Here is a 22,289-nt window from a genome sequence, read left to right as displayed (position 1 = left end):
AAGTTAGTAAGTAGCTTTAACCACATAGCCAGTATAGTATCAACTCCATTGATGCTGTACTGGCTTTATCACTTCATAATTCTACTCATAAAGAAGGCGATTATGCGCACCATTACCATAAAACCAAAAGCCATTACTCATAATCTCAATCAAGTAAAACAACGCGCACCGCAAGCAAAAGTCTTAGCGATGGTCAAATCCAATGCGTATGGGCATGGCGTGGCGGCGGTATTACCAGCCCTGCAGCAAGCAGATGGTATTGGGGTTGCGACTTTAACCGAAGCATTAGAAGCCAGACAATTAGGTTGGGAGAAAACCATTGGTCTAGTAGAAGGGGCATTTAGCGCTGATGAGTGGCAACAAGCCATTGATCATGATATTAGCTGCGTGATTCACCACGGACCACAGTTAGAATGGGCACTACAAAACTTCCCGCCAGCTGGTAGTGCAACTAATGTGGTTTGGCTAAAATATAATACAGGTATGAACCGTTTGGGTTTCAATGCTGAGGGTGTGCTATCAGCAGCCAAGCGTTTGCATGAAGCAGGTTATCAGCTGATCCTAGCCACCCATTTTGCCAATGCTGATGATCATGACCATCCATTAAATGCCATGCAGATTGAGCGCTTCTCAAGCGTACTTGCGACTTTGAAAGATACCATTAGCCTAGATATCAAAGGCTCATTATGCAACTCTGCTGGCATCGTCAACTTCCCAGAGTACCATTATGATTGGGTACGCCCAGGCATCATCTTATACGGTAGCTCGCCTGTCGTCGATAAAAGCGCACAAGAGTTAGACTTGCAGCCCGCGATGGAATTTAGTGCTCAAATTATGGCATTACAAACGGTCAGTGCCAATGATGCGATCGGCTATGGTAGCCGCTGGCGTGCGCAGCAAGACACCAGAACCGCTCTCGTGAGTGTGGGTTACGGAGACGGCTACCCGCGTGTAATAAGTGACGACGCTTATGTCACCGTCATCGATACTAACGACAATCAAAGCTACCGTTGTCCTGTGATTGGGCGTGTGGCAATGGATATGATCGTCATTGATGTCAGCAAAACGCCTGAAAGCCTTGCTTTGGATAGCAAAGTCATGCTCTGGGGCGATGCGCCGCGTGTCGATGAAGTGGCAGGTCATGCTGGAACGATTAGCTATGAGCTGTTATGTCGCCTCAGCATACGTCCAAACCGTACACAGGCATAATCATTAACGGCACAGGCATTAGCATACGAGTACTATGGCTTGCTAATGCGATTTCGGTCTATTTAGCAAGCCATTCGATCTTGATAAAATTGCACGTTTACATTGAAAGTAAATACGCTATACTAAAAGTTTGTTGTCAACCCAGTATACGCACTGACGCGATGATATTGAAGACTGATGACGTTTCACTGACTGCGATCGACTGCTAGGATTACTATGAGTTTGCGCCATTTTTTAACCTTATCTGATTTAACCAAACAAGAACTAGAAAACTTAATCAAACGCGCAAGCGAATTGCGTAAGATGCAACACGCAGGCGAGATATATCAGCCTTTCGTTGGTCGTACGCTTGGCATGATATTTGAAAAATCTTCAACGCGTACCCGTATCTCATTTGAGACCGGCATGGGTCAATTTGGTGGTAATGCTATATTTTTATCACCCAACGATACGCAGCTCGGTCGCGGTGAGCCATTAGAAGACTCAGCACGCGTGATCTCCAGCATGGTTGATATCATTATGATTCGTACCTTTGGGCACGAAAAAGTCGAGACCTTTGCTGAATACTCAAGCGTCCCTATTATCAATGCGTTGACCGATGAATACCATCCTTGTCAATTGCTTGCTGATATGCAGACTTATTATGAGCATCGCGGTAGCATCGAAAATAAGATCGTCACGTGGGTCGGTGACGGCAACAATATGTGCTCGTCATTTATGCAAGCCGCCAATCAGTTTGGTTTTGAATTACGCGTGGCAGCGCCTTATGGGTTCGAGCCTGATCCGAAACTTATGGAACGCTTCTCACATTGCGTGAGCTTGGTCGAAAACGTACAAGACGCAGCCAAAGATTCTAATTTGATTGTCACCGATGTATGGGCAAGTATGGGTCAAGAGTCCGAGCAAAATACGCGCGCACGTCGTTTTGCCCCTTATCAAGTGACGCCGTCTCTACTAGACAAAGCCGACCCTGAAGTGGTGTTTATGCACTGTCTGCCCGCCCATCGTGGTGAGGAGATCTCTCATGATATGCTAAATGATCCGCGCTCTGTTGTGTGGGATGAAGCCGAAAATCGTCTACATGCGCAAAAAGCCTTGATGGAGTTTTTGCTAAAAGACAAAATCAAACTACCTGCCTAACTTACCGTGTAAAAAACAGTAAGATAAGTTATTAGTCCGTTCATAAATAAAAAAGCCGTTCAGATTTGGACGGCTTTTTATCTGTAAAAATGGCTTGAGACTGTATTCTTGAGACTGTATTAGCGCGTAAGCGTTGTTACGCCATCTGCACTGGCTTTTAATAGCACATCCGCTTGGTTTGCCGCAAAGATACCATTACAGACCACACCCACGATATTATTCAGCTCTTTTTCAAGCGCGATTGGATTACTCACATCCAAGTCATAAGTATCTAGAATAACGTTGCCGTAATCAGTGACAAAGTCTTCACGATAGACAGGCTCACCGCCCAATTTTGCTAATTGACGCGCGACATAAGAGCGCGCTTGCGGCAGGACTTCAATCGGCACTGGAAACGCGCGACCTAAGATCTCAACGCTTTTGCTCTCATCAACCATACACACAAACTTTTTGGAAGCAGCCGCGACGATCTTTTCGCGAGTCAATGCACCGCCGCCGCCTTTGATAAGTTGCAAGTGCTCATTGACCTCATCAGCACCATCGATATAAACATCAAGCGTACCAGCAAAGTTTAGATCAACAATTTCGATACCAAGCGCACGCAGTTTGTCTTCAGTCACCTGTGAGCTGGCAACCGCACCAGCAAGCTTCAATTGTGGCAACAACTCAATCAAACAGTTGACCGTACTACCCGTCCCCACCCCAAGTATCATATCATCTTCGATATAGCTTAGGGCAGCGCGGGCGGCGGCTTGCTTTTGTGCTTGCTGATCACTCATCATAAATCCTTGGAAAATAAACGTATGGTCTTAAAAAAAGTAAAAGGCTAAAACAAATAAAATGCGTGGCTATTATAACCGATGATATTGATCGATGTTAGCGCAATCACAATTCTAATTCGGTAGTCATATAATACTTATCTCACAACGTTCTTCACCACACGCTTTCACTTTATATTCATTCAGGCATAAAATCCCAAGAAAACTGCAATTGAGTCTTGCAAGATACTCAAAATCAGCATAGGCTAATCTATTTCATTTTTATATTCATTCTGTTTAGGGATTACTATGCTGTCACACTGGGTACGAGCCATACTACAAGCCACCGTCTATGACGTTGCGATTCAAACACCACTTGAAACGGCGCCCAAGCTGACCCAACGTTTTGCCAATGACATTCGTTTTAAACGTGAAGACTTACAACCTGTCAAATCTTTTAAGTTACGAGGTGCCTACAACCGTATCAGTCAGCTAAGCGATGAGCAAAAAGCGCGCGGCGTTATCTGCGCCTCAGCAGGCAACCATGCTCAAGGCGTGGCTTACTCTGCGCGCAAACTGTCACTAAACAACATCATCGTTATGCCAACGACTACGCCTGATATTAAGGTAGAAGCCGTCAGAGCGCTTGGTGGCAATGTCGATCTGCATGGCGATAGTTTTGATCAAGCAAACCGCTATGCAATAGATCGTGCTGAGCGCGAGGGCCTGACCTTTATACCGCCTTATGATGATGAATTGGTGATTGCTGGGCAAGGAACCATCGCGCTTGAGTTGACCCAACAGTGGCGTAACATGGATTATGTGTTTGTTGCCGTTGGTGGTGGCGGTCTCATCTCAGGTGTCGCCGCATTTTTGGGAGAAGTGGCACCGCATGTCAAAGTGATCGCGGTAGAAGCGGAACAATCAGCTTGCCTAAAAGCCGCACTTGAAACGGGTGAACGTGTCAAACTTGAGCAAGTCGGACTGTTCGTCGATGGCGTGGCAGTCGCGCAAATTGGTGAACTGCCTTTTGACGTCGTGCGTACTCAGAAAAGTGACAATTCAGGCCCTATCGTGGAGCCTAACGTCGTCACCTGTAGCAACGATGAAGTCTGCGCAGCAGTCAAAGATGTGTTTGAGGAGAGCCGCAGTATCGTAGAGCCTGCAGGTGCGTTGGCAGTTGCTGGTATGAAAAAATATATCACAGCGAACAATATTCAAGGCAAAAACTGCGCGGCCATCATTTGCGGCGCTAATATGAATTTTGACCGTCTGCGTTATATTGCTGAGCGCACTGAGATTGGCGAGAAAAAAGAAGCTATCTTTGGGGTTACTATACCAGAACAAACTGGCGCTTTCTTGAACTTCTGCCGCAGTCTGCACGGTCGTAATATTACTGAGTTTAACTACCGTGCCGATAGCAAAAAGTCACCAGACTCAATGGAGCCTGCCTCAATCTTTGTCGGTATTGCATTAAAAGAAGGTGAAAAAGAGCGTCAAACTATTAGTACTCAATTGGCAAATGATGGCTATACCGCTCACGATCTGACTGACGATGATATCGCCAAGTCACATATCCGTCATTTGATTGGTGGTCACGCTAAGGTCGAAAACGAGCAGTTACTACAAGTGATATTCCCAGAGCGTCCGGGCGCCCTGCTGACTTTCTTAGAAAAATTGGGCGATGACTTTAATATCACTTTATTCCATTACCGCAACCATGGTGCCGCTGAAGGCCGTGTACTGGTTGGTCTACAAGCCTCAGAAAGCAACTCTCGTCAGCTACAAGACGCCTTACTAGACATCGGCTATGACTGCACGACGGTCAATGACAATATTGGCTATCAGTTATTTTTGAAATAATGACTTAACGGGATATATTTAGACCTTATTATAAAAGCGACTTGTCATATGATGGGTCGCTTTTTACTTTCTATAATCTGCTACAGACGGCGACGAACACAAAACCTTATTTGTAAATACCAAATATGCCCTCATATTATTTGATATAAAAACAAATACAGAGTGAGCTTTATGAAAAAAAATACTGATGATAACACCCAAGGTTTGGTCAAAATTCGTCTCGATAAATGGTTATGGGCCGCTCGGTTTTACCGCACACGCACCCTTGCCAAGCAAGCCATTGAAAGCGGACGTGTGCATTATGGTGGCAGCCGCGTCAAGACCAGTAAAGAGATTTCAGTCGGCGATGAGCTAACCATTCGTCAAGGCTCAGCGACCGCCATGACTGAAAAGACTGTCATTGTTGAGGCGCTATCTGCACAGCGGGGCAATGCGACCGCCGCTGAGGTGCTATACTCAGAGACCAAAGAGAGCGAAACGCGGCGTGCTTATTATGCTGAACAGCGCAAACTGGCCAACCTTGCTCGTCCTGATAATAAGCCCAACAAAAAAGAGCGCCGTGACTTACAGCGCTTCAAAAGCAATCAAGATTGATACAGCATTACCCTCGCATCACCCAGTTACCTATAGCATTGTCATAAACCCAGTATTAAGTGACGCTATTGTCTAGTCTCTGTCCTTGCCATTCAAGCGATTAAGCGTTACGCTAGTCGTTGGTTCAATCGATTGCATGCTAATAAAAGCCGCATTAACAGTGCTGGTTTCTTATAGCATGTTTTTTTGTTATAGAAGGTCATATTATGCTGATGAAAGCCTGTACTCCCTCGTCTGTATTATTGGTTTGTTTAGGAAACATCTGCCGCTCCCCTACCGCTGAGGAAGTTTTCCGTCAGCAAGCGGCGATTGCTGGACTCTCAATAAAGATAGACTCAGCAGGTACCAGTGATTCACATGTCGGCGACAAACCTGACCCACGTTCGCAGCGCCATGCGAAATCACATGGCTACAAAATTAATAAATTGGTTGCACGCCAAGTCAGCGCCGATGACTTCCGTGATTTTGATTTGATCTTAGCCATGGATTCACAGAATTTGGCTGACCTACAAGCCATTAAAGACGACATGGCAGAGTCAGAAGAGGACTTGGCAAAGCTGGCCCTATTTAGTGAAGAAGACCCTACCTATTGCGGCAGTGATGTGCCAGATCCATATAAAGGCGATAACGATGATTTCGAAGAGGTGATCGAGCGCATCGAATCAAGCGCCCAAGCTTGGATCGAAAGCTGGAAGGCTTGCTAGCTATAAATTCTATATTTCTGCTACTCTTGCATCCGGTATCCTCTATAATATGGTTAATCCTCTATAAAAGAGCTGCAGCGTTAACCGTGCTTGAAGTAACACAGTTACGTCTGTACTCAACTGCCTTGTATCTCTTTTAAATTGAATCAACTATAGCTACCTTATTATTTATTATCCTTTTGCCCCATAGGCTATGTTATGACCCAAGCTGCACGCCTTGATCTCGACGCTCAGACCATGACTATAAATGACTCATCAGCGACTCTGTTAGTCAGTAATTCAGTCGATTTGGCACATAGCAATACGATGGCACTGTCGTGTGTCGCTGACTCTGTAGTGACGTTGACCAATGAGGCACAGCTTGATGACTTTATGGCAACCTATGCAGAGGATGTAGAGCATCAGCTGTCATTATTTGTCTTATCTGGCGGTAGCAATGTTTTATTACCAGCAGCGTTAAATGCAGTGGTATTGCAACCCAAAATGCGCGGTATTCATTTGACTGCACAAACCGACGATTATGTTGATATCGAAGTAATGGCGGGCGAAAACTGGCATGATCTAGTCGTACATACAGTCAATCAAGGCTGGTATGGGTTAGAAAACCTTGCGCTCATACCTGGCCTAACTGGTGCAGCGCCAGTACAAAATATTGGTGCGTACGGTGTGCAATTAGAAGACTGCTTACAATATGTACGCGCCTATCATTTACCGACACAAACTTGGCACCATTTATCAGCGGCCGACTGTCAATTTGACTATCGTGATAGTATCTTTAAACGCACGCCAAATACATGGCTGATCAGCCGCGTGGCTTTTAGACTGCATACAGATCCCACCCATATTTTAGCCAGCTATGGAGATGTACAGACTGTGGCGCAGCGCTATGCGGAACAACAAGAGCGCGAGCAAGCCAATCCTCATGACGTTATGCAAGCCATTATAGATATTAGACAACAAAAGCTACCAGACCCAAAACAGCTACCTAACTGTGGCAGTTTTTTTCAAAATCCTATTATTGGTCAAGATCAATTTACGGCGCTGCAAACAACTTATCCAGCTATCGTTGGTTATCCGATGCCTGACGCGATGGTAAAAGTTGCCGCAGGTTGGCTCATCGAGCAAGCAGGATTAAAAGGGGGCGGCATCGCACCTATCATGACTCATAAACATCAGGCGCTGGTACTGACCAATCATACTCCTTATCAAGCAACTCAAGAAGATGTGGAAACAGCACAGCGCTATATCGCCAACATCGTCTATGAGAAATTTGCAATTCAGCTATCACGTGAGCCAGTTTGGGTGAATGCTGATGGCTCAATTGGATATCCTGAGCATGTGGTCTAAACAATCATGGTCTAAACGCTTATGGCGAAACTATTTGCGTTCAGCCGAACGAATGGTGAAGCTATTCCGTATCATCAATATTACCTTTGTATTAGGCTCGACGTCTGTTATTTTAGTCCTAATCAGTTTGTTCACACCGCTATTTTCACAAGCCGTTGTCTATATATTTGCGCTTCTTCCTTTACCAAAAATGCCTTCTGCTGCTATGAGCTCTCCGCCGACTGCTTACGTGGTATTAGGCGGTGGTCTAACTAATGATAATAACAATCAAATCATCCTCAATCGCTATAGCCTGAATCGTGTCCGTACCGCGGCTGGGGCCTATCACGATCTTCCCTTACCTATTGTACTAAGCGGCGCTGAAGCCCCTTGGCTAGGTCAATGGCTCATTGAGCATGGTATCGATGGGCTGATAAGCGAAAATGCCAGTATGAATACGTGCGAAAACGCCCGTTTTACAGCCAAGCGTATTCCGCTTCATCACGTTTACCTTATTACTGATAGTTATCATATGGCACGTGCGCGCAGACAGTTTGCCTTGAATGGTATTAATAGCACACCGCTTAGCGCACCATTGCCAGTGAGACGCGACTGGATGAAACCTGCGCAAAACCTAAGTCATTCACGGCGGGCTGTTTATGAAATCGCCGCCTATCTACGGGATGTGATACGTCCGCAAATGAACTGTCGTCACGCCGATGATGTGACTTCACAGCAGCTCCTAACACCGCGAGGCAGTGCCAAAAAAGCATCTGATGAATAGGTTTTTATACTAAACGCGCAGCTAATATCGTCATATGATGCTACGCCTCATTCTAATCGCTACAGATCATCCACTGCATTTGCGATGGGTGTATAATAATAAAAGACACTGCTATTGAAGAGAGTTACCATGCTCAGTATATTTTTATTAATCCCATTAAGTCTCATGCTATTTGTGGTTGCCATCTGGGCGGTGCGTTATGCGGTAAAATCAAACCAGTTCGAAGATTTGGACAATGCATCACAGCGTATCATATTGGATGATCGTCAAGAGCGCAGGCAAACCATGCAGGCTCATGAGCGCGCGGTGCAGTCTCAGCCTTCTGCTGATACCGAGCCGTCAGATGATAACGTTGATAAAGATGCGCTCGTTCGTACTGATGTAGAGAAAAACACAAAAATCTAACCTTTATTCTTCTCTCTTTTCATCGTGTAATGATGAGCTTTCGTTAGATAATAATCGTGTCTATAGATACGGCCTTTATGACTTTTAGGAGATGCATCCATGACCATGGCTTTACTTGCTGCGGCATTACTGATGGGGTTTTTTGGCTCGCCGCATTGTTTGGGTATGTGTGGCGGTCTTGTGACGGCATTTGGTCTGTCTATGAAAGATGTCAGTCCTACTAAACGCCGCGCGCTGGTGGCCACCTATCATCTTGGCCGTCTGAGCAGTTATGCACTGTTAGGTCTGCTGGCAGGATTTATCGGTACGACGGTGTTAGAGCCACTCATGAAAGGCAATAGCTTGCCACGTATTTTACTGGGCGCAGTGTTGGTCTTTGTGGGTGTGACCATGCTTGGCGCACCTTTTTTGAATAAGCTCGAGCGTTTTGGTATGCGCTTTTGGCAATACCTCAGCCCGCTACGCCAAAAGGTCTTTCCCCTAAACACCTTTCCACGTGCATTGACAGCTGGTTTGCTTTGGGGCTTTTTGCCTTGCGGTTTGGTATATGGCGCCCTACTCATCGCGGTGGTGGCTCACAACCCATTAAGCGGTGCAGCGTTGATGTTTGTTTTTGGTCTTGGCACGGTGCCGATGTTAGTTGCAACGCACGAGACAGTCGGCTGGTTACGTGACAAGATTGGTCGTTTTCGCTTAAGGCAGTTAAATGGTGCGGTGATGGTACTCTCAGGTTTGGCAGTTGCTGTCGTTCCTATGGTCATGGCAAACATGCATGGCGGGCATGGTGGTGGACACGCACAGATGGATCATAGTAGCCACTCTGCTATGATGTCTGAGACAGATGCTCATAATATAGATCAGATGAATCACGATATGACGCCAGCTATGGATCATGATATGCAAGACATGGATAATCATATGGATCATAGCATGCATGATATGGGTGATGACGCCACCTCCATGCATCATGGTCAATAATTTCTAACACATAACTCGAGTACTGCGCGGACTTTACCAAGCGTACAAAAACCCCTTAATATCAAAAATGATATTAAGGGGTTTATTGGTTAAGTGTTACCTATTTATAGCAATTATTCCTGCCACTGCTCAAGCGTAAACTTGGTTTCTAAATGCTTCTCTAATGCTGGTATATTAAATGCGTCATCTTCACTGACAAAGCTAATGCTAATGCCTGTTTGCCCAGCGCGGCCCGTACGACCAATACGGTGGACATAATCATCTGGTTGATCGGGCAAGGTATAGTTAACGACATGACTGATATCATCAACATGGATACCGCGCCCTGCAACATCTGTCGCCACCAAGATAGACGTGTGACCATCCTTGAAGCGCTGCAAGTATTTCTCACGTTTTTGCTGAATTACATCACCTGAGAGCATGACAATCTTATGCGCTTGACGCAGTTTATGATAGAGACGCTTGACTTGATCTTTGCGATTGGCGAATACAATGACCTTTTCAACGGCCTCCTCACTAATAATACGCTGAAGGGCTTCGAGTTTTTGATCTTCTGTCAGTAAGTAAAAGTGCTGATCAACCAATTCGCTGGTCTTGTGTTCTGGCTCGATTTCCACAAACTGCGGCTCATGCAACCAGCGATACGCCAAATTCATCACATCTTGGTTAAAAGTAGCAGAAAACAGTAAGCTTTGACGGTCTGTATTGGCGGGCATACGCCCCACAAGGCGCTTGATATCAGGGATAAAACCCATGTCCAGCATACGGTCTGCTTCATCAAGCACCAGCACCTCTACTCGATCTAAATACACCATGCCTTTATTGGCAAGATCAATTAGACGGCCAGGCGTCGCCACCAAAATATCAACGTATTGGCGCTCAAGCTCATGCTGCTGGGTTTCGTAATTGGTCCCACCCATAATACAGACACTGTGTAATGAGGTGTATTTGGTCAGTGCAATGCAGTCCTCAAATATCTGTTGAGCCAGCTCGCGAGTTGGCGCCATAATCACGGCACGCGGCTCACCTAGATAACGCGTTTCATCATGCGTAAAAGGACGTTTGAGTAACGCTTCCATGATTGTCAATAAAAACGTTGCTGTTTTACCCGTTCCCGTTTGCGCCTGTCCGATGGCATCTTGACTTGCTAGTGTATGCGGTAGTATTTTCGCCTGAATCGGCGTGAGTTCCGTGAATCCCAAATCACTCACTGCCCGCAGGGTCGCGGTTGAAAGTGGCAAATCAGTAAACGTTGTAAAATTACTCAAAAAAATATCCTTTTAAATTAGTTGCTTGTATTTTATCAATCACAAATCAGCTCACAATAAAATTTTATACTGACATAAGCGTGACCAATAGTAGTCGCAACATTATATCTATAGATGGCCGCTAGACATACGGGTACAAAAAAAGCCAAGCCCAATACCTGACCTACCAAATATGCTGTTGTTCACTCAACATGGGTAAGACAATACGGGCTTGACTCAGTAGTATATCAGTAGTTCATACAGACATTATAACTAAACTGCTTTAATGTCTGGATAGATTACTCTTCTAACTTTCTGACTTCTTCAGCTTGTAGGCCTTTTTCACCTTCTACTACGCTGAACTCAACTTTTTCGCCATCTTTTAAAGAACGATAGCCATCACCCTGAATCGCGCGGAAATGGACAAAAATATCTTCTCCGCTGTCACGTTGAATGAAACCAAAGCCTTTTGAGTCATTAAACCACTTAACGATACCTTGCTCACGAGCTGACATAATATTACTTCCTAAAAAAGTTCGCTTAGCCCCAAATTCCTTTGCAACATTGCATATAAACGGGATCTAAGATGATGAAATCAAAAACTTAAGAGTACTAATCTAGTCACAGTCATCTTTAAAACGCTTATATAAAAGAAAGCCAATCTTGCAAACTATCTCTCATATCAATGACAGTAACAAACTTGCAATACTTATTGCATAAAAAATATCATAGCACGGGTTTTTAGCAACATAAAGACTTTTAACACGCTTTTTAAGGCATGGGTGAGTTTTTCCTGTAATTTTTTTATAACCCAGCCTACAAGCTGCTATTATAAAGGGATACGCTGGATCAGCGTGTGCAACCTATTTGTCATGCATACCTTATTCATTATAATAAATCATTCACATATTTAAACAGCGATAGAGATTACTATGACGTCCTCTTCTCCATCTACAGCAGCAGAAAATCCTGCTGACCAACACATCGATCAGACCCTCAATCACAAACTGCTATTGGTGAATGGCGTCAACCTGAACTTATTGGGTAAGCGTGAGCCTGAAATTTATGGCCATATGACGCTGGTAGATATCGAAAAACGCTTGGTCGAACGAGCCGCTCAGCACAGCATTGAATTAATTTGTGTACAGTCAAACCATGAAGGCGATCTAGTAGATAAGATTCAATATTATGGTTTATTAGCAGAAAAATCTGCCCAAGCTGATGCCGTTATTATCAATCCTGCTGCCTTTACCCATACCTCAGTTGCCCTACGCGATGCGTTACTAGCGACACAGAAGCCTTTTATAGAGGTCCATTTATCCAATGTCCATGCACGTGAGCCTTTCAGGCATCATTCCTATTTGAGCGATGTCGCAGTCGGTGTCATCTGTGGTTTGGGTCATATGGGTTATGAGATGGCACTAGACTACTGGCTAAGCAATATTTATTCAGTCAATACAAGCACTTAAGGTGTTTTCTAATTTTATAGATTACTAGCTTTGTTAATAAAGTAAAACTTCTTATTTTTCACACATTAGTTAAACAGTAATTGTTTGATGAAAATAATAGAATTATGACTGAGCAAAACAATCCACTATATGGTGATATGAATGGCAAAAACGTCCGGAAAGCGCTTTATGAAACTCGCTGGCATGACAGCAAGCATCGCCGGCAAAGCCGCTAAAAACTCGTTTAAGCATCTCTCGAGTGACGAAGAAAAGCGCCTACAAGCTCGCTCAGACTTGATGCAAGACGTGGGTATCCAGATTGCCGAGACGTTGGGTGAGATGAAAGGTGCGGTGATGAAAGTCGGACAAATTGCCTCACAGTACAAAGACGTGTTCCCGCCTGAGGTCGCAACTGCCCTAGAAAAACTCCAAAAAGATGCACCGCCCATGCCTTATGCGCAAATACGTGCACAAGTTGAGCGTGAGCTTAAAGCACCGATGGCAGAGCTGTTCAGTGAGTTTGACGAGACGCCATTTGCCGCAGCATCTATTGGGCAAGTCCATAAAGCTGTGCTACCTTCTGGACAAAGGGTCGTGGTCAAAGTCCAGTATCCTGATGTCGATGAAAACTGTGATAGCGACCTCAAACAGGTGCGCATGGCGCTAAAAATTGCAGGTGTGCTCAATATGAGTAAGCAGTTGCAAGAGCAGTTATTTAATGAGATTCGACAGAGTCTACACGACGAGTTGGACTATACCAAAGAGGCGCACAATCTGCGTGTATTTGGTGCCTTTCATGCTGATGATGAAGGTCTCATTATCCCAAAAGTCATTAGCAGCCACTCTTCTAGACGGATTTTGACACTGACTGAGGAGATAGGAGAGACATTGACCGTCGCTGCAACATGGGACAATGCCATTAAGCAAAAAATAGCAAAGCGCTTGTTTCATTTTACCGCAGGACAACTATTTAGTCTGTACCGTATGCATTGTGATCCGCATCCAGGCAACTTTGCTTTTCGGCAGGATGGTAGTGTTGTGGCGTATGACTTCGGCGGTATCCGTAGTTACAGTGATAGCGAGGTCCAACTATTCCGTCGTTTTGCCAAGCATGCTATCAAAGGCGATGTGACCGCGCTTGAGCAAGACCTTGTCGCCTTAGATATTCGCCGTGATGATGATAAAAACATCCCTGGCGAGTTTTATGAAAAATGGCTATCTATTGGTCTAAAACCACTATCTATCCGCCCATACCAAGAAGGGCCATTTGATTTTGGTAGCAGTCAAATACACCATGAGGTGATTGCCCAAATGCGCACTTCATTAAAATACTTCGGTCAGTTTCAGCCCTCTGCCACCACCATGATGTTAGACCGTACCGTATCTGGACAGTACTGGAATCTGGTCAATCTTGGCGTTGAGACTGACCTCTCGCCGCTCGTTGATGAGTACATTGACGTATAATAAGCGATCAATTGGCAATAACAGTCAAACCTGTCATTAAATGTGGAGCGCGTGCCCGCAGCGATCGCAAAAGTCTGCGCCCACTGCATGACCGAATTTACCACAGTTCGGACAAGTGACAGGATTAAGCTGCGGACGCATATTACGAGCCAGCTCAGAGGTAAAAATACCTGTCGGTACAGCGATAATCGAATAACCTGTGATCATAACCATGGTTGCAATTGCTTGGCCTAACGGCGTCTTGGGCGACATATCACCATAGCCAACTGTCGTCATCGTGACGACCGCCCAATAGATAGACAATGGAATACTAGTAAACCCGTTCTCAGGCCCCTCTACTACGTAAATGATTGAACCAAAGATGGTTACCAATAGCACAAGCGACAAGAAGAAAACGGTAATTTTCTGCTGACTGGTTTTGAGTGCAGAAGCCAAAAAACCTGCTTGTTGCATATAGGCTTTAAGTTTTAGGACACGGAATACACGTAAGATACGTAGCACTCGTATGACAAGTAGATACTGCACACCTACAAATAGTAAGCTGAGATAGCTTGGCAAAACAGACAACAAATCCACTATGCCAAAAAAACTAAACGCATAGCGCAAGCGATTGGGTGCTGAAAACAACCTTAGTGCATACTCAATGGTAAATAGAATCGTAAAAAACCACTCTGCATAAAAAAACAACGTGCCATATTGCAAGCGCATGTACAACACACTATCAAGCATGACGACAGCCACACTGGTCAAAATCGCAATCAATAATACAATATCAAAGAGCTTACCCAAACGGGTATCTGTACCTTCAATAATAATATGCGTACGGTTACGCAAGTGTGTTAGGGCTTCAGCAGTTGGTCGCTTCATAGAATCAGTAACTTTATAAAATCAATGGCTTGATAGCGTTCCATGACTTAAAATGTGATGGATAAGGGCAAGTTGGTCAAAATAGTTAAAACTGGTTTATAATATTGCTCACTTATCACAGTGAATACAATCTATAATTTGCCACAGTGTAGCAAAAAAGCACTCTCAACAACATACAAATCGTTAACGTGCAAGTAGCGCTATTACCTGATATAGACAAAATAATGATAGTATAAAACAAGGTGATCAGACATCGAAGGCTGTAATTCATCGCCTTCTTGCACATAAAAAATAATACGTAAACCTTAAGGATGTTATATGGCAGGCCATTCAAAATGGGCAAATATTAAACACCGTAAAGCCCGTCAGGATGCAGTAAAAGGTAAAATATTTACCAAAATTATTCGTGAAATCGTCTCAGCTGCCAAACAAGGCGACCCCGACCCTGACAAAAACCCGCGCTTACGTGCTGTTATCGAAAAAGCGCTATCAGTCAATATGACTCGCGACACGATCAACCGTGCTGTCGACCGTGGTACAGGCGGCGGTGATAATGAAAAAATGGAAGAAGTCAGTTACGAAGGCTACGGTGTCGGCGGTGTAGCGGTACTGGTCGAAACCATGACTGATAACCTCAATCGTACGGTCAGTGAAGTCCGTCACGCCTTTACCAAATGTGATGGCAATCTTGGTACTTCAGGTTCAGTGGCTTATCTGTTTACCAAACGCGGCGAGATCACTTTTAATGATGTAAGCCTAGAAGATGAAGTCATGATGGTGGCACTAGATGCGGGCGCCGTTGATATCGAAAACGATGGTGAAAGCTTGCTTGTCATCACTGAGTGGGAAACTTTCGGTCAAGTTCAAGACGCGCTTAACGCTGCTGGTCTTGTCTCTGACAATGCTGAAGTCACCATGTCACCATCTACCACGGCTGAAATCGACAATGTGGAAGATGCTGAAAAAATCCTAAAGATGATCGATATGTTAGAAGATGCGGATGATGTGCAAGAAGTTTATACTAACGTGAACTTCTCTGCTGACGTCATGGCGCAGCTTGAGGGATAGCCAGCTTAATAACTAAATACTGGCAAGAACACCCCCAGAAAAAGCACCAATCAATTGTCGGTTTGGTGCTTTTTTCTGCTCACTCATTCAATAGTTGAAGCGTTATATTTATCTTTACGTTCTACACCTAACCCCTTCAAGCGCCAGCAGATATTCCTTCTTATCTAATCCACCTGTATAACCGCCAAGCTTACCGTCGCTTGCAATCACTCGGTGACAAGGCACAATGATACTAAAAGGATTTTTGCCATTAGCCTGTGCAACCGCGCGGAACCCCTTCGGGCTATTAACACGCTGCGCGAGGGTGGCATAGCTGATGGTTTCGCCATAGCCAATCTCTTGTAGTGCCCGCCATACGCTTTGTTGAAACTCAGTACCCATAGAAAAATCTAAGGGCAAGTCCAATGTCTTGCGTTTACCAGCAGCATAATCTTTGAGTTGGAAAATCGTTTCTATCAGTAAAGCTTGAGTAGGCTCTTTCATGCTTAGGCTATTGCTGTCTATAAAGGTAAAGTCTTCATCTGTCAGGCCATAATATTTTTTAAGCTTGGGGACAGATTTTGAGCTGTGCCAAGTATTACCGGGCAGCAGCCAGTTGGCTTCAACGAGCACAGGCTGGTCATGCTCATCGAGACGGGCAATGAGCGTTAATCGATACGATCCAAAAGATGCTTCGGTCACTATCATGGCTTTGATTTCCAAATTATTTTAAAGATTGTTTAGCCGTTACAAATAGCGGTTCTACTCTTTGTCATCTGTCTCAAACAAAGCGGCGACAAACTGTTTCGGACTAAAGGCGCGCAAGTCATCAATCGACTCACCCACACCAATATAGCGGATAGGCACGTCTGTCGTTTCGGCAATGTTAAACACCACGCCACCTTTTGCCGTACCATCTAGCTTCGTAATGGTGATACCTGTCAATGGTACAATCTTGTTAAATAGCTCAACTTGGTTAATGGCATTTTGACCCGTGCCAGCATCGAGTACGATCATACCTTCATGCGGAGCGCTTGGATCAGCTTTACGCATCACGCGCACCACTTTCTCTAACTCTGCCATCAAATGTGTCTTGTTTTGTAGACGGCCAGCGGTATCTGCTATGAGTACGTCGATATTTTTTGCTTTGGCAGATTGCATCGCATCAAAAATAACAGAAGCACTATCAGAGCCATGACCTTGTGCCACCACTGGGATATGATTACGCTCGCCCCAAATCTGTAGCTGCTCGGTGGCAGCCGCGCGAAAAGTATCCCCTGCTGCGAGCATGACTGATTTACCCTCACCTTGTAAGCGCTTGGCAAGCTTACCGATGGTTGTGGTTTTGCCCACACCATTGACGCCCACAACTAAGATAACAAATGGTTTTTTGCTGGTATCGATCACCAGCGGCTCAACCTTAGGCGTTAGGATATCAACCAGCTCACTTTGCAAGGCTTTATAGAGTGAGTGAGCATAAATCAAGTCACCACGGGCAGTCTGCTCGGTCAGGTTCTTGATGATACGGTTGGTTGCATTAACGCCGATATCAGCAACCAATAACTGATCTTCGACCTCTTCTAACAGCTCGTCATCGATCTCTTTACCACCGATAAGTATGCTGACCATCCCTTCGGCCAAATTTTTACGTGACTTACTCAGCCCCGTCTTCATACGGTTAAACCAGCTGCCTTTTTTCTTATTGTCTTGTGGCTCTGCAGCAGGCTCTTGTGGCGTAGTCGTCTGTACATTACTGCTAGCGGCTGGACTTACGCTTGGCGTGTCCCCGAGCTGCTCTTGTAATGGCATGGCAGGAATGGTTGTCGCAGTGTCAGGTTTGCTCGTAGTGCCTGTCTCTTTAGCACTTGAAAAGCTCTCAGAGGCACCTTTAGGGACGTTATGCTCTTCTGTCATAACAATTGGCGTGGCCAAAGCAATATTTTCTGCTGCCTGATTGTTTGAGACATCTGGATTTGCCGTATTATCCCTTTGTGGCGCAGCACTCTCTGTTTCATCAATAATGGTTACAGATTGCGCCGGTAAACTGGGTAAGGTAATATCATCGTCATCTAAGTCATCAAGACCATCATCAAGATTGATGACCACACGGTTGCTATTGTTTGGGTTATTCATAAGTTTGCCCTAAAAGTTATCGCTATTAATTATTTGTTTATTGTAAATGGATTTTTAGATTGTCATAAGCTTGCCAGCTATATGACCATGGGTTTTAGCCTATTTTAGCATAATTCAAGTCGCGCTTAGCCCTTACCATAGTAGACTGTCGTCAAAAATTATCTGCTCAAAAAATCACATAATGATTTGAGAGAGTTTTGCTTAAGGTTTGGACACAAAATTCTGACTTGTTCCTTGCAAGACTTCGCCTACTCTACCAAGACTCATTCAAAAATCCTTATTAGGAAACGCTTATGTCATCACTCTCTAAACACTATAAAAGCATTGCCAATATCAGTATGGCGATTTTGCTAACGACAACTGTATTATCTGTGGCAGGTTGCAATACGACGCAAGGTATTAGACCGACTGCGAGTGTCATGGTTGGTGCACAGACATCACTGTGATGCATTGTATTGCTATGATTACGTCCATCACTTCAGTCATTATTTTATATAAGTAGACCATACCATGCCATTGTCTTTACCACTACCTACTACGCCGTTACGTATCGCCTGTGCTCTAACGGTGGCAACATTATTTTCTGCCTGTCAAACCACCGCACTACCTTCTAGCACGACTACCACCACAAAAAATACGGTCACGACAGATGGGTCATCTCAAAGCGCATTTAGTAAAAATAAAACAACTGATGAGGCAAAGCCCTCTGCGTTGACAATGGATATGTCAGGTCGACATGAGTACCAGTTAGAAAATGGCCTAAAAGTGGTCATAAAAGAAGACCACCGTGCACCCGTCGCCATGACCCAGATTTGGTATCGGGTGGGCTCGGCAGATGAGCCGCTGGATAAAGGCGGCATCTCTCACTTACTTGAGCATATGATGTTTAAAGGCACCAACAATGTATCAAGTGATGATTATGAGCGGTTGATTGCCAAGTTTGGCGGGGTTAACAATGCTTTTACCAGCTATGATTATACGGGCTACTACGAGCTATTTCCTGCCAATCGTATGCCGTTGGCGTTAGAGCTTGAAGCAGATCGAATGAAAAACATCACCTTCAATGACAAAGAGTTTGCCAAAGAGCACCAAGTTGTCATGGAAGAGCGACGTCAGCGTACTGATGACAATCCCCTTGCCAAAGCTTACGAATCCTTTCGCCTGCTAGCATTGCCTAACAGTCCAAAAGGCGAGTCTGTCATCGGACCTATGAGTGAGCTTGAATCTATCAAACTCTCGGATCTAAAAGACTGGTACAAGACATGGTATGCGCCCAATAATGCTACTTTAGTCATCGTCGGCGATGTGCAACCACAAGAAGTACTCACTCAAGTCAAACGCTATTTTGGTGAGCTGGCGCCAAGCAACGTACCTAAGCGTAACGCTGTCACTCAAAAAGGCTTTCGTGGTTATCAAAAAGTAGACTCTGAGCAAGCGGTGCAAGTGCCCGTTTTGCTACTGGGTTACAACGTACCTAGCCTAGTGACAGCAGGCGCAAACAATGAAAAACAGGCTTACGCCCTCTCGCTTGCTCAAGATGTACTCGATGGCGGTCTATCTGCACGCTTGGAGAGTCGATTGATACGTGAGCAAGGTCTACTGACCACGGTTGGTACTTCTTACGATTTGTTAGATCGCGGCGATGGGCTATTTATGATTCAAGCGACAGCGCGCGAAGGTGTCAGTTTAGAACAAGCGCAACAAGCCATAATATCAGAGATAGAAAAACTCAAAACCGATCCCATTGCTGCCGATGAAATCAGTCGCGCCAAGACCAATGCCGTCACTGGCCTAGTATATGCACAAGATAGCATGGAAGGACAAGCACGTATGATCGGCTCATTACAGTCTATCGGGCTGGATGACAGATTACTTGCTAAGTTACCAACCAAACTAGATGATATCAGTGTCGCTGACATTCAGGCTGCCAGTAAGAAGTATTTGGTTAAGGACAACTTAACGGTGATGCATATTGTGCCCCCAAAAGAGAACACTACCAAAGCACAATAAATACTGCCTGTTATCAGAACGTCTCATAAAAGCGACGATATAACCGTATTCTTAATAAGAAGAACATCATGTTTCAGAATAAATATAACTCTCAAGCAACACACAAATCTTTGAGTAATGCTTTGCCCTCTACATCATCTAATCTCCCATTAAAAAAGCTATCATACCTTAGTACCAGCATAGTTTTTGCGTTGAGTATATTGGCTAATACTGCCCAAGCCGACACTACAGGCGCTGAAGATTACCGAGCCCCTACTGCTGTTGATGCAAGTGCGCCGATTGCAGCCTTATCTAAACTTACCAGTATCGATGATGCCAAATCTTTAAAAGTCACAGTGCCAACGATTCAAGAGTTTAAGACCAAAGCTGGCGTTCCTGTCATGTTCGTTCAGACCACAGCCTTACCGATCGTCGATGTGGACTTACGTTTCAATGCTGGTAGTGCCCGTGATGGCAGCATCAGTAAAGACGGTTTTGGCATCGCCAACATGACCGCAACGATGCTTGAGCAGGGCTCCAAAAGCTTAGATGAAGATGCGTTCACGCGTGCTGTTGAAACACTAGGCATCAATCTGGGCAGTAGTGCCTATAAGGATATGTTCATTGTTTCGCTACGCAGCTTATCAGACGATAAACACCTGTTACCAGCTGTTGATTTGATGACGCAAATGGTGAGTGAGCCTACGTTTAATGACGAGGTATTAGCACGTAACAAGTCACGATTACTCGTTGGCTTACAGCAGCAAAAACAAGACCCTGGCAGTCTTGCCAGTATTGCCTTTGATAAGGCTTTATACGGCAGTCATCCTTACGCTCATCCCTCAGTCGGTACGCTAGAGAGCGTGCCAACTATCCAGAAGCAACAGCTGATAGACTTTAAAAATCGGTATTTAGTGGCGGCAAATGCCTCTATCGCTATGACAGGCAATCTGACCTTGGTACAGGCGAAAAAACTGGCTGAAGATATCACGACTAAACTATCTGCTGGTCAAGCTGCCGCTGATTTACCTGAGCCTAAACCTCTCACTAAATCACAGCACATTCATATTCCCTTCCCAAGTACCCAAACTACCGTATTGATGGGACAATTAGGCAGTAAACGTGCAACCAATCCAACAGCCCAGCAGCAGCAAACCAATTTTGCGGTTGGTAACGAGATAATGGCAGGTGGTGACTTTAATGCCCGTTTGATGACTGAGATTAGACAAAATCTCGGCTACACCTACGGTATTTCAGGATCAATGAATCCGATGCTAGCACGCGGGCCTTATCAGATTGGCTTTTCGACACGTAATGACAAAGCACGTGCGGCAATCGATGCAAGCTTAGCGGTTATCGATGACACGTTAGAAAAAGGAGTCACTCAGGACGAGATACGCCTGACCAAAGACAATCTCAAAAATAGCTTCCCGATGGGTTTTGCAAGTAACGCAGGGATCAATGGGTTGTTAGGAATGATGAATTTCTATCAATTGCCAAACACTTACTTGGCCGATTATGTCAACCGTATTGATCAAGTCACGCTGTCAGGGGTCAACAAAACGCTGCGCGATACCTTAAATCCGGATAACTTTTTAATCGTGACAGTTGGGCAAGACGATCCTTGGAAGGGGATAGAAGCTACGACAACAACGACCAAATAACAAGAGGGAAATAAGCTAGGTTAAATTCACTCAGTTAGATAACAAATAGCGTGAGTGATGAGCGATTCAGTATGCCCGATTCATCACTCATGTGCTTATTATCTTGTGACTGACTTGTGCTATCAAAAAAGACTACGAATACTCTTTATCAGAGTTATCAGAAATGGTCATTACGATGTCGTAATTGAGGTTTTGAGGCTTATAGGTGGCACCATTATAGCTCAGTCGAACGATATGCTTATCGTAAGACATGACCTTATAACCACCATTAGCAAAGTTATGTAGCGCGGGGACTATAAGTAAGGCTTCGATTTGGCGATTGTTGGTGGCGACTGAAATATGCTGACCCTCTCGAGGATACAGGAAATAGTCACAATAGTCGTTTACCATTACTTCTGCAACGCGCTCAATAACCTGACTACCCTGTTCTTCTATCAACTTTGGGCATACATCAGCGCGCTCTGAGGCCAAACGAGCATAAGAGTTTCTAATACTGTCTTCAATGTTTTCAGAATTTTGTGCGATGCTATCACGTGTTAGCGCAGCTTTATCTGTCACCAATGAGCTGTTTTCAGGATAGGGTTCTGGACTGCAGGCACTCACCAATAATATGGAAAATGATGCCATTCCTATTAACGTGGTGTAAATATATTTTGAGCGAAAAAAACG

Annotated in this window: 22 protein-coding genes; 15 read left to right on the top strand and 7 right to left on the bottom strand. The window is 44.7% G+C overall.

Going from position 1 to position 22,289, the window contains the following annotated elements; genetic code table 11:
• Positions 1-102 precede the first annotated feature (102 nt).
• Positions 103-1,209 (top strand): alanine racemase, encoded by a 1,107-nt coding sequence (alr, locus tag GYK50_RS06125; protein ID WP_071001654.1) that lies wholly within the window; start codon positions 103-105, stop codon positions 1,207-1,209.
• A 216-nt stretch (positions 1,210-1,425) separates the two neighbouring features.
• Positions 1,426-2,349, top strand: a complete 924-nt coding sequence (gene argF / locus GYK50_RS06120; RefSeq protein ID WP_071001655.1) for an ornithine carbamoyltransferase — start codon at positions 1,426-1,428, stop codon at positions 2,347-2,349.
• A gap of 119 nt (positions 2,350-2,468) precedes the next feature.
• Here the strand turns inward: argF and rpiA are convergent, their stop codons facing one another.
• On the bottom strand, positions 2,469-3,128 hold the full coding sequence (rpiA, locus tag GYK50_RS06115; protein WP_071001657.1) for a ribose-5-phosphate isomerase RpiA: 660 nt from the start codon (positions 3,126-3,128) through the stop codon (positions 2,469-2,471).
• Positions 3,129-3,416: 288 nt separating this feature from the next.
• On the opposite strand from rpiA, the gene ilvA reads away from it, so the two are divergent.
• The 7 genes from ilvA to GYK50_RS06080 all read left to right on the top strand — a co-directional run bounded on the left by ilvA (position 3,417) and on the right by GYK50_RS06080 (position 9,761).
• Positions 3,417-4,970, top strand: coding sequence for a threonine ammonia-lyase, biosynthetic (ilvA, locus tag GYK50_RS06110; RefSeq protein ID WP_071001658.1), 1,554 nt, complete (start codon positions 3,417-3,419; stop codon positions 4,968-4,970).
• Positions 4,971-5,141: 171 nt separating this feature from the next.
• On the top strand, positions 5,142-5,564 hold the full coding sequence (locus GYK50_RS06105) for an RNA-binding S4 domain-containing protein (RefSeq protein ID WP_071001659.1): 423 nt from the start codon (positions 5,142-5,144) through the stop codon (positions 5,562-5,564).
• A 206-nt stretch (positions 5,565-5,770) separates the two neighbouring features.
• Positions 5,771-6,268 (top strand): low molecular weight protein-tyrosine-phosphatase, encoded by a 498-nt coding sequence (locus tag GYK50_RS06100; RefSeq protein WP_083328818.1) that lies wholly within the window; start codon positions 5,771-5,773, stop codon positions 6,266-6,268.
• A gap of 237 nt (positions 6,269-6,505) precedes the next feature.
• A complete protein-coding gene (gene murB / locus GYK50_RS06095; protein WP_071003614.1) occupies positions 6,506-7,615 on the top strand; it encodes a UDP-N-acetylmuramate dehydrogenase in 1,110 nt (369 codons plus the stop codon).
• Positions 7,605-8,378: a YdcF family protein gene (locus GYK50_RS06090; protein ID WP_071001661.1), complete on the top strand. Its 774-nt coding sequence runs from the start codon at positions 7,605-7,607 to the stop codon at positions 8,376-8,378. Before murB ends, GYK50_RS06090 begins: the two co-directional genes overlap by 11 nt.
• A 129-nt stretch (positions 8,379-8,507) precedes the next feature.
• A complete protein-coding gene (ccoS, locus tag GYK50_RS12880; RefSeq protein WP_058024050.1) occupies positions 8,508-8,783 on the top strand; it encodes a cbb3-type cytochrome oxidase assembly protein CcoS in 276 nt (91 codons plus the stop codon).
• Positions 8,784-8,882: 99 nt separating this feature from the next.
• The gene (locus GYK50_RS06080) at positions 8,883-9,761 is read left to right on the top strand and encodes a sulfite exporter TauE/SafE family protein (RefSeq protein WP_093070024.1); all 879 of its coding nucleotides are present in this window, start codon (positions 8,883-8,885) and stop codon (positions 9,759-9,761) included.
• Between the two features lie 113 nt (positions 9,762-9,874).
• On the opposite strand, the gene GYK50_RS06075 is transcribed toward GYK50_RS06080, so the two are convergent.
• Positions 9,875-11,029, bottom strand: coding sequence for a DEAD/DEAH box helicase (locus tag GYK50_RS06075; protein ID WP_093070021.1), 1,155 nt, complete (start codon positions 11,027-11,029; stop codon positions 9,875-9,877).
• A gap of 278 nt (positions 11,030-11,307) precedes the next feature.
• Positions 11,308-11,523, bottom strand: coding sequence for a cold-shock protein (locus tag GYK50_RS06070; protein ID WP_058024053.1), 216 nt, complete (start codon positions 11,521-11,523; stop codon positions 11,308-11,310).
• Between the two features lie 417 nt (positions 11,524-11,940).
• Between GYK50_RS06070 and aroQ the strand changes: the two genes are divergently transcribed.
• Positions 11,941-12,477 carry a type II 3-dehydroquinate dehydratase gene (aroQ, locus tag GYK50_RS06065; protein WP_093070019.1) on the top strand — a complete coding sequence of 179 codons (537 nt, stop codon included), beginning with the start codon at positions 11,941-11,943 and terminating at the stop codon, positions 12,475-12,477.
• 141 nt (positions 12,478-12,618) lie between these two features.
• Positions 12,619-13,920, top strand: coding sequence for an ABC1 kinase family protein (locus GYK50_RS06060; protein ID WP_093070016.1), 1,302 nt, complete (start codon positions 12,619-12,621; stop codon positions 13,918-13,920).
• Positions 13,921-13,956: 36 nt separating this feature from the next.
• On the opposite strand, the gene GYK50_RS06055 is transcribed toward GYK50_RS06060, so the two are convergent.
• Positions 13,957-14,787, bottom strand: coding sequence for an ion transporter (locus tag GYK50_RS06055; RefSeq protein WP_093070013.1), 831 nt, complete (start codon positions 14,785-14,787; stop codon positions 13,957-13,959).
• A 318-nt stretch (positions 14,788-15,105) separates the two neighbouring features.
• On the opposite strand from GYK50_RS06055, the gene GYK50_RS06050 reads away from it, so the two are divergent.
• Positions 15,106-15,855, top strand: a complete 750-nt coding sequence (locus GYK50_RS06050; protein WP_093070005.1) for a YebC/PmpR family DNA-binding transcriptional regulator — start codon at positions 15,106-15,108, stop codon at positions 15,853-15,855.
• 114 nt (positions 15,856-15,969) lie between these two features.
• On the opposite strand, the gene GYK50_RS06045 is transcribed toward GYK50_RS06050, so the two are convergent.
• Entirely contained in the window at positions 15,970-16,542 is a 573-nt protein-coding gene (locus GYK50_RS06045) for a methylated-DNA--[protein]-cysteine S-methyltransferase (protein ID WP_093069992.1), read from the bottom strand.
• A 54-nt stretch (positions 16,543-16,596) separates the two neighbouring features.
• Positions 16,597-17,967, bottom strand: coding sequence for a signal recognition particle-docking protein FtsY (gene ftsY, locus GYK50_RS06040; RefSeq protein WP_093069990.1), 1,371 nt, complete (start codon positions 17,965-17,967; stop codon positions 16,597-16,599).
• A 293-nt stretch (positions 17,968-18,260) separates the two neighbouring features.
• Here ftsY and GYK50_RS06035 point away from each other — a divergent pair, with 293 nt between their 5' ends.
• From GYK50_RS06035 to GYK50_RS06025, 3 genes are all read left to right on the top strand, one after another.
• Positions 18,261-18,413, top strand: coding sequence for a hypothetical protein (locus tag GYK50_RS06035; RefSeq protein WP_167669392.1), 153 nt, complete (start codon positions 18,261-18,263; stop codon positions 18,411-18,413).
• A 64-nt stretch (positions 18,414-18,477) separates the two neighbouring features.
• Entirely contained in the window at positions 18,478-19,977 is a 1,500-nt protein-coding gene (locus GYK50_RS06030; protein ID WP_420070479.1) for a M16 family metallopeptidase, read from the top strand.
• Positions 19,978-20,177: 200 nt separating this feature from the next.
• Positions 20,178-21,620, top strand: a complete 1,443-nt coding sequence (locus tag GYK50_RS06025; protein WP_289116108.1) for a M16 family metallopeptidase — start codon at positions 20,178-20,180, stop codon at positions 21,618-21,620.
• A 132-nt stretch (positions 21,621-21,752) separates the two neighbouring features.
• Here GYK50_RS06025 and GYK50_RS06020 read toward each other — a convergent pair whose 3' ends face one another.
• Complete coding sequence (locus GYK50_RS06020) at positions 21,753-22,247, bottom strand: hypothetical protein (RefSeq protein WP_212564464.1); 495 nt, start codon at positions 22,245-22,247, stop codon at positions 21,753-21,755.
• Positions 22,248-22,289 lie beyond the last annotated feature (42 nt).

The organism is Psychrobacter pacificensis, from assembly GCF_018336615.1.
Taxonomy (GTDB): domain Bacteria; phylum Pseudomonadota; class Gammaproteobacteria; order Pseudomonadales; family Moraxellaceae; genus Psychrobacter; species Psychrobacter pacificensis.
Note: the sequence above shows the minus strand (reverse complement) of the source record. Positions and strands in the feature narration are given on the sequence as shown.

Bases quoted from the DNA above. Each gene is read 5' to 3' on its own strand.
- alr (WP_071001654.1), top strand. From the start codon at position 103: ATGCGCACCATTACCATAAAACCAAAAGCCATTACTCATAATCTCAAT.
- argF (WP_071001655.1), top strand. From the start codon at position 1,426: ATGAGTTTGCGCCATTTTTTAACCTTATCTGATTTAACCAAACAAGAA.
- rpiA (WP_071001657.1), bottom strand. From the start codon at position 3,128: ATGAGTGATCAGCAAGCACAAAAGCAAGCCGCCGCCCGCGCTGCCCTA.
- ilvA (WP_071001658.1), top strand. From the start codon at position 3,417: ATGCTGTCACACTGGGTACGAGCCATACTACAAGCCACCGTCTATGAC.
- GYK50_RS06105 (WP_071001659.1), top strand. From the start codon at position 5,142: ATGAAAAAAAATACTGATGATAACACCCAAGGTTTGGTCAAAATTCGT.
- GYK50_RS06100 (WP_083328818.1), top strand. From the start codon at position 5,771: ATGCTGATGAAAGCCTGTACTCCCTCGTCTGTATTATTGGTTTGTTTA.
- murB (WP_071003614.1), top strand. From the start codon at position 6,506: ATGACTATAAATGACTCATCAGCGACTCTGTTAGTCAGTAATTCAGTC.
- GYK50_RS06090 (WP_071001661.1), top strand. From the start codon at position 7,605: ATGTGGTCTAAACAATCATGGTCTAAACGCTTATGGCGAAACTATTTG.
- ccoS (WP_058024050.1), top strand. From the start codon at position 8,508: ATGCTCAGTATATTTTTATTAATCCCATTAAGTCTCATGCTATTTGTG.
- GYK50_RS06080 (WP_093070024.1), top strand. From the start codon at position 8,883: ATGACCATGGCTTTACTTGCTGCGGCATTACTGATGGGGTTTTTTGGC.
- GYK50_RS06070 (WP_058024053.1), bottom strand. From the start codon at position 11,523: ATGTCAGCTCGTGAGCAAGGTATCGTTAAGTGGTTTAATGACTCAAAA.
- aroQ (WP_093070019.1), top strand. From the start codon at position 11,941: ATGACGTCCTCTTCTCCATCTACAGCAGCAGAAAATCCTGCTGACCAA.
- GYK50_RS06060 (WP_093070016.1), top strand. From the start codon at position 12,619: ATGGCAAAAACGTCCGGAAAGCGCTTTATGAAACTCGCTGGCATGACA.
- GYK50_RS06055 (WP_093070013.1), bottom strand. From the start codon at position 14,787: ATGAAGCGACCAACTGCTGAAGCCCTAACACACTTGCGTAACCGTACG.
- GYK50_RS06050 (WP_093070005.1), top strand. From the start codon at position 15,106: ATGGCAGGCCATTCAAAATGGGCAAATATTAAACACCGTAAAGCCCGT.
- GYK50_RS06045 (WP_093069992.1), bottom strand. From the start codon at position 16,542: ATGATAGTGACCGAAGCATCTTTTGGATCGTATCGATTAACGCTCATT.
- ftsY (WP_093069990.1), bottom strand. From the start codon at position 17,967: ATGAATAACCCAAACAATAGCAACCGTGTGGTCATCAATCTTGATGAT.
- GYK50_RS06035 (WP_167669392.1), top strand. From the start codon at position 18,261: ATGTCATCACTCTCTAAACACTATAAAAGCATTGCCAATATCAGTATG.
- GYK50_RS06030 (WP_420070479.1), top strand. From the start codon at position 18,478: ATGCCATTGTCTTTACCACTACCTACTACGCCGTTACGTATCGCCTGT.
- GYK50_RS06020 (WP_212564464.1), bottom strand. From the start codon at position 22,247: ATGGCATCATTTTCCATATTATTGGTGAGTGCCTGCAGTCCAGAACCC.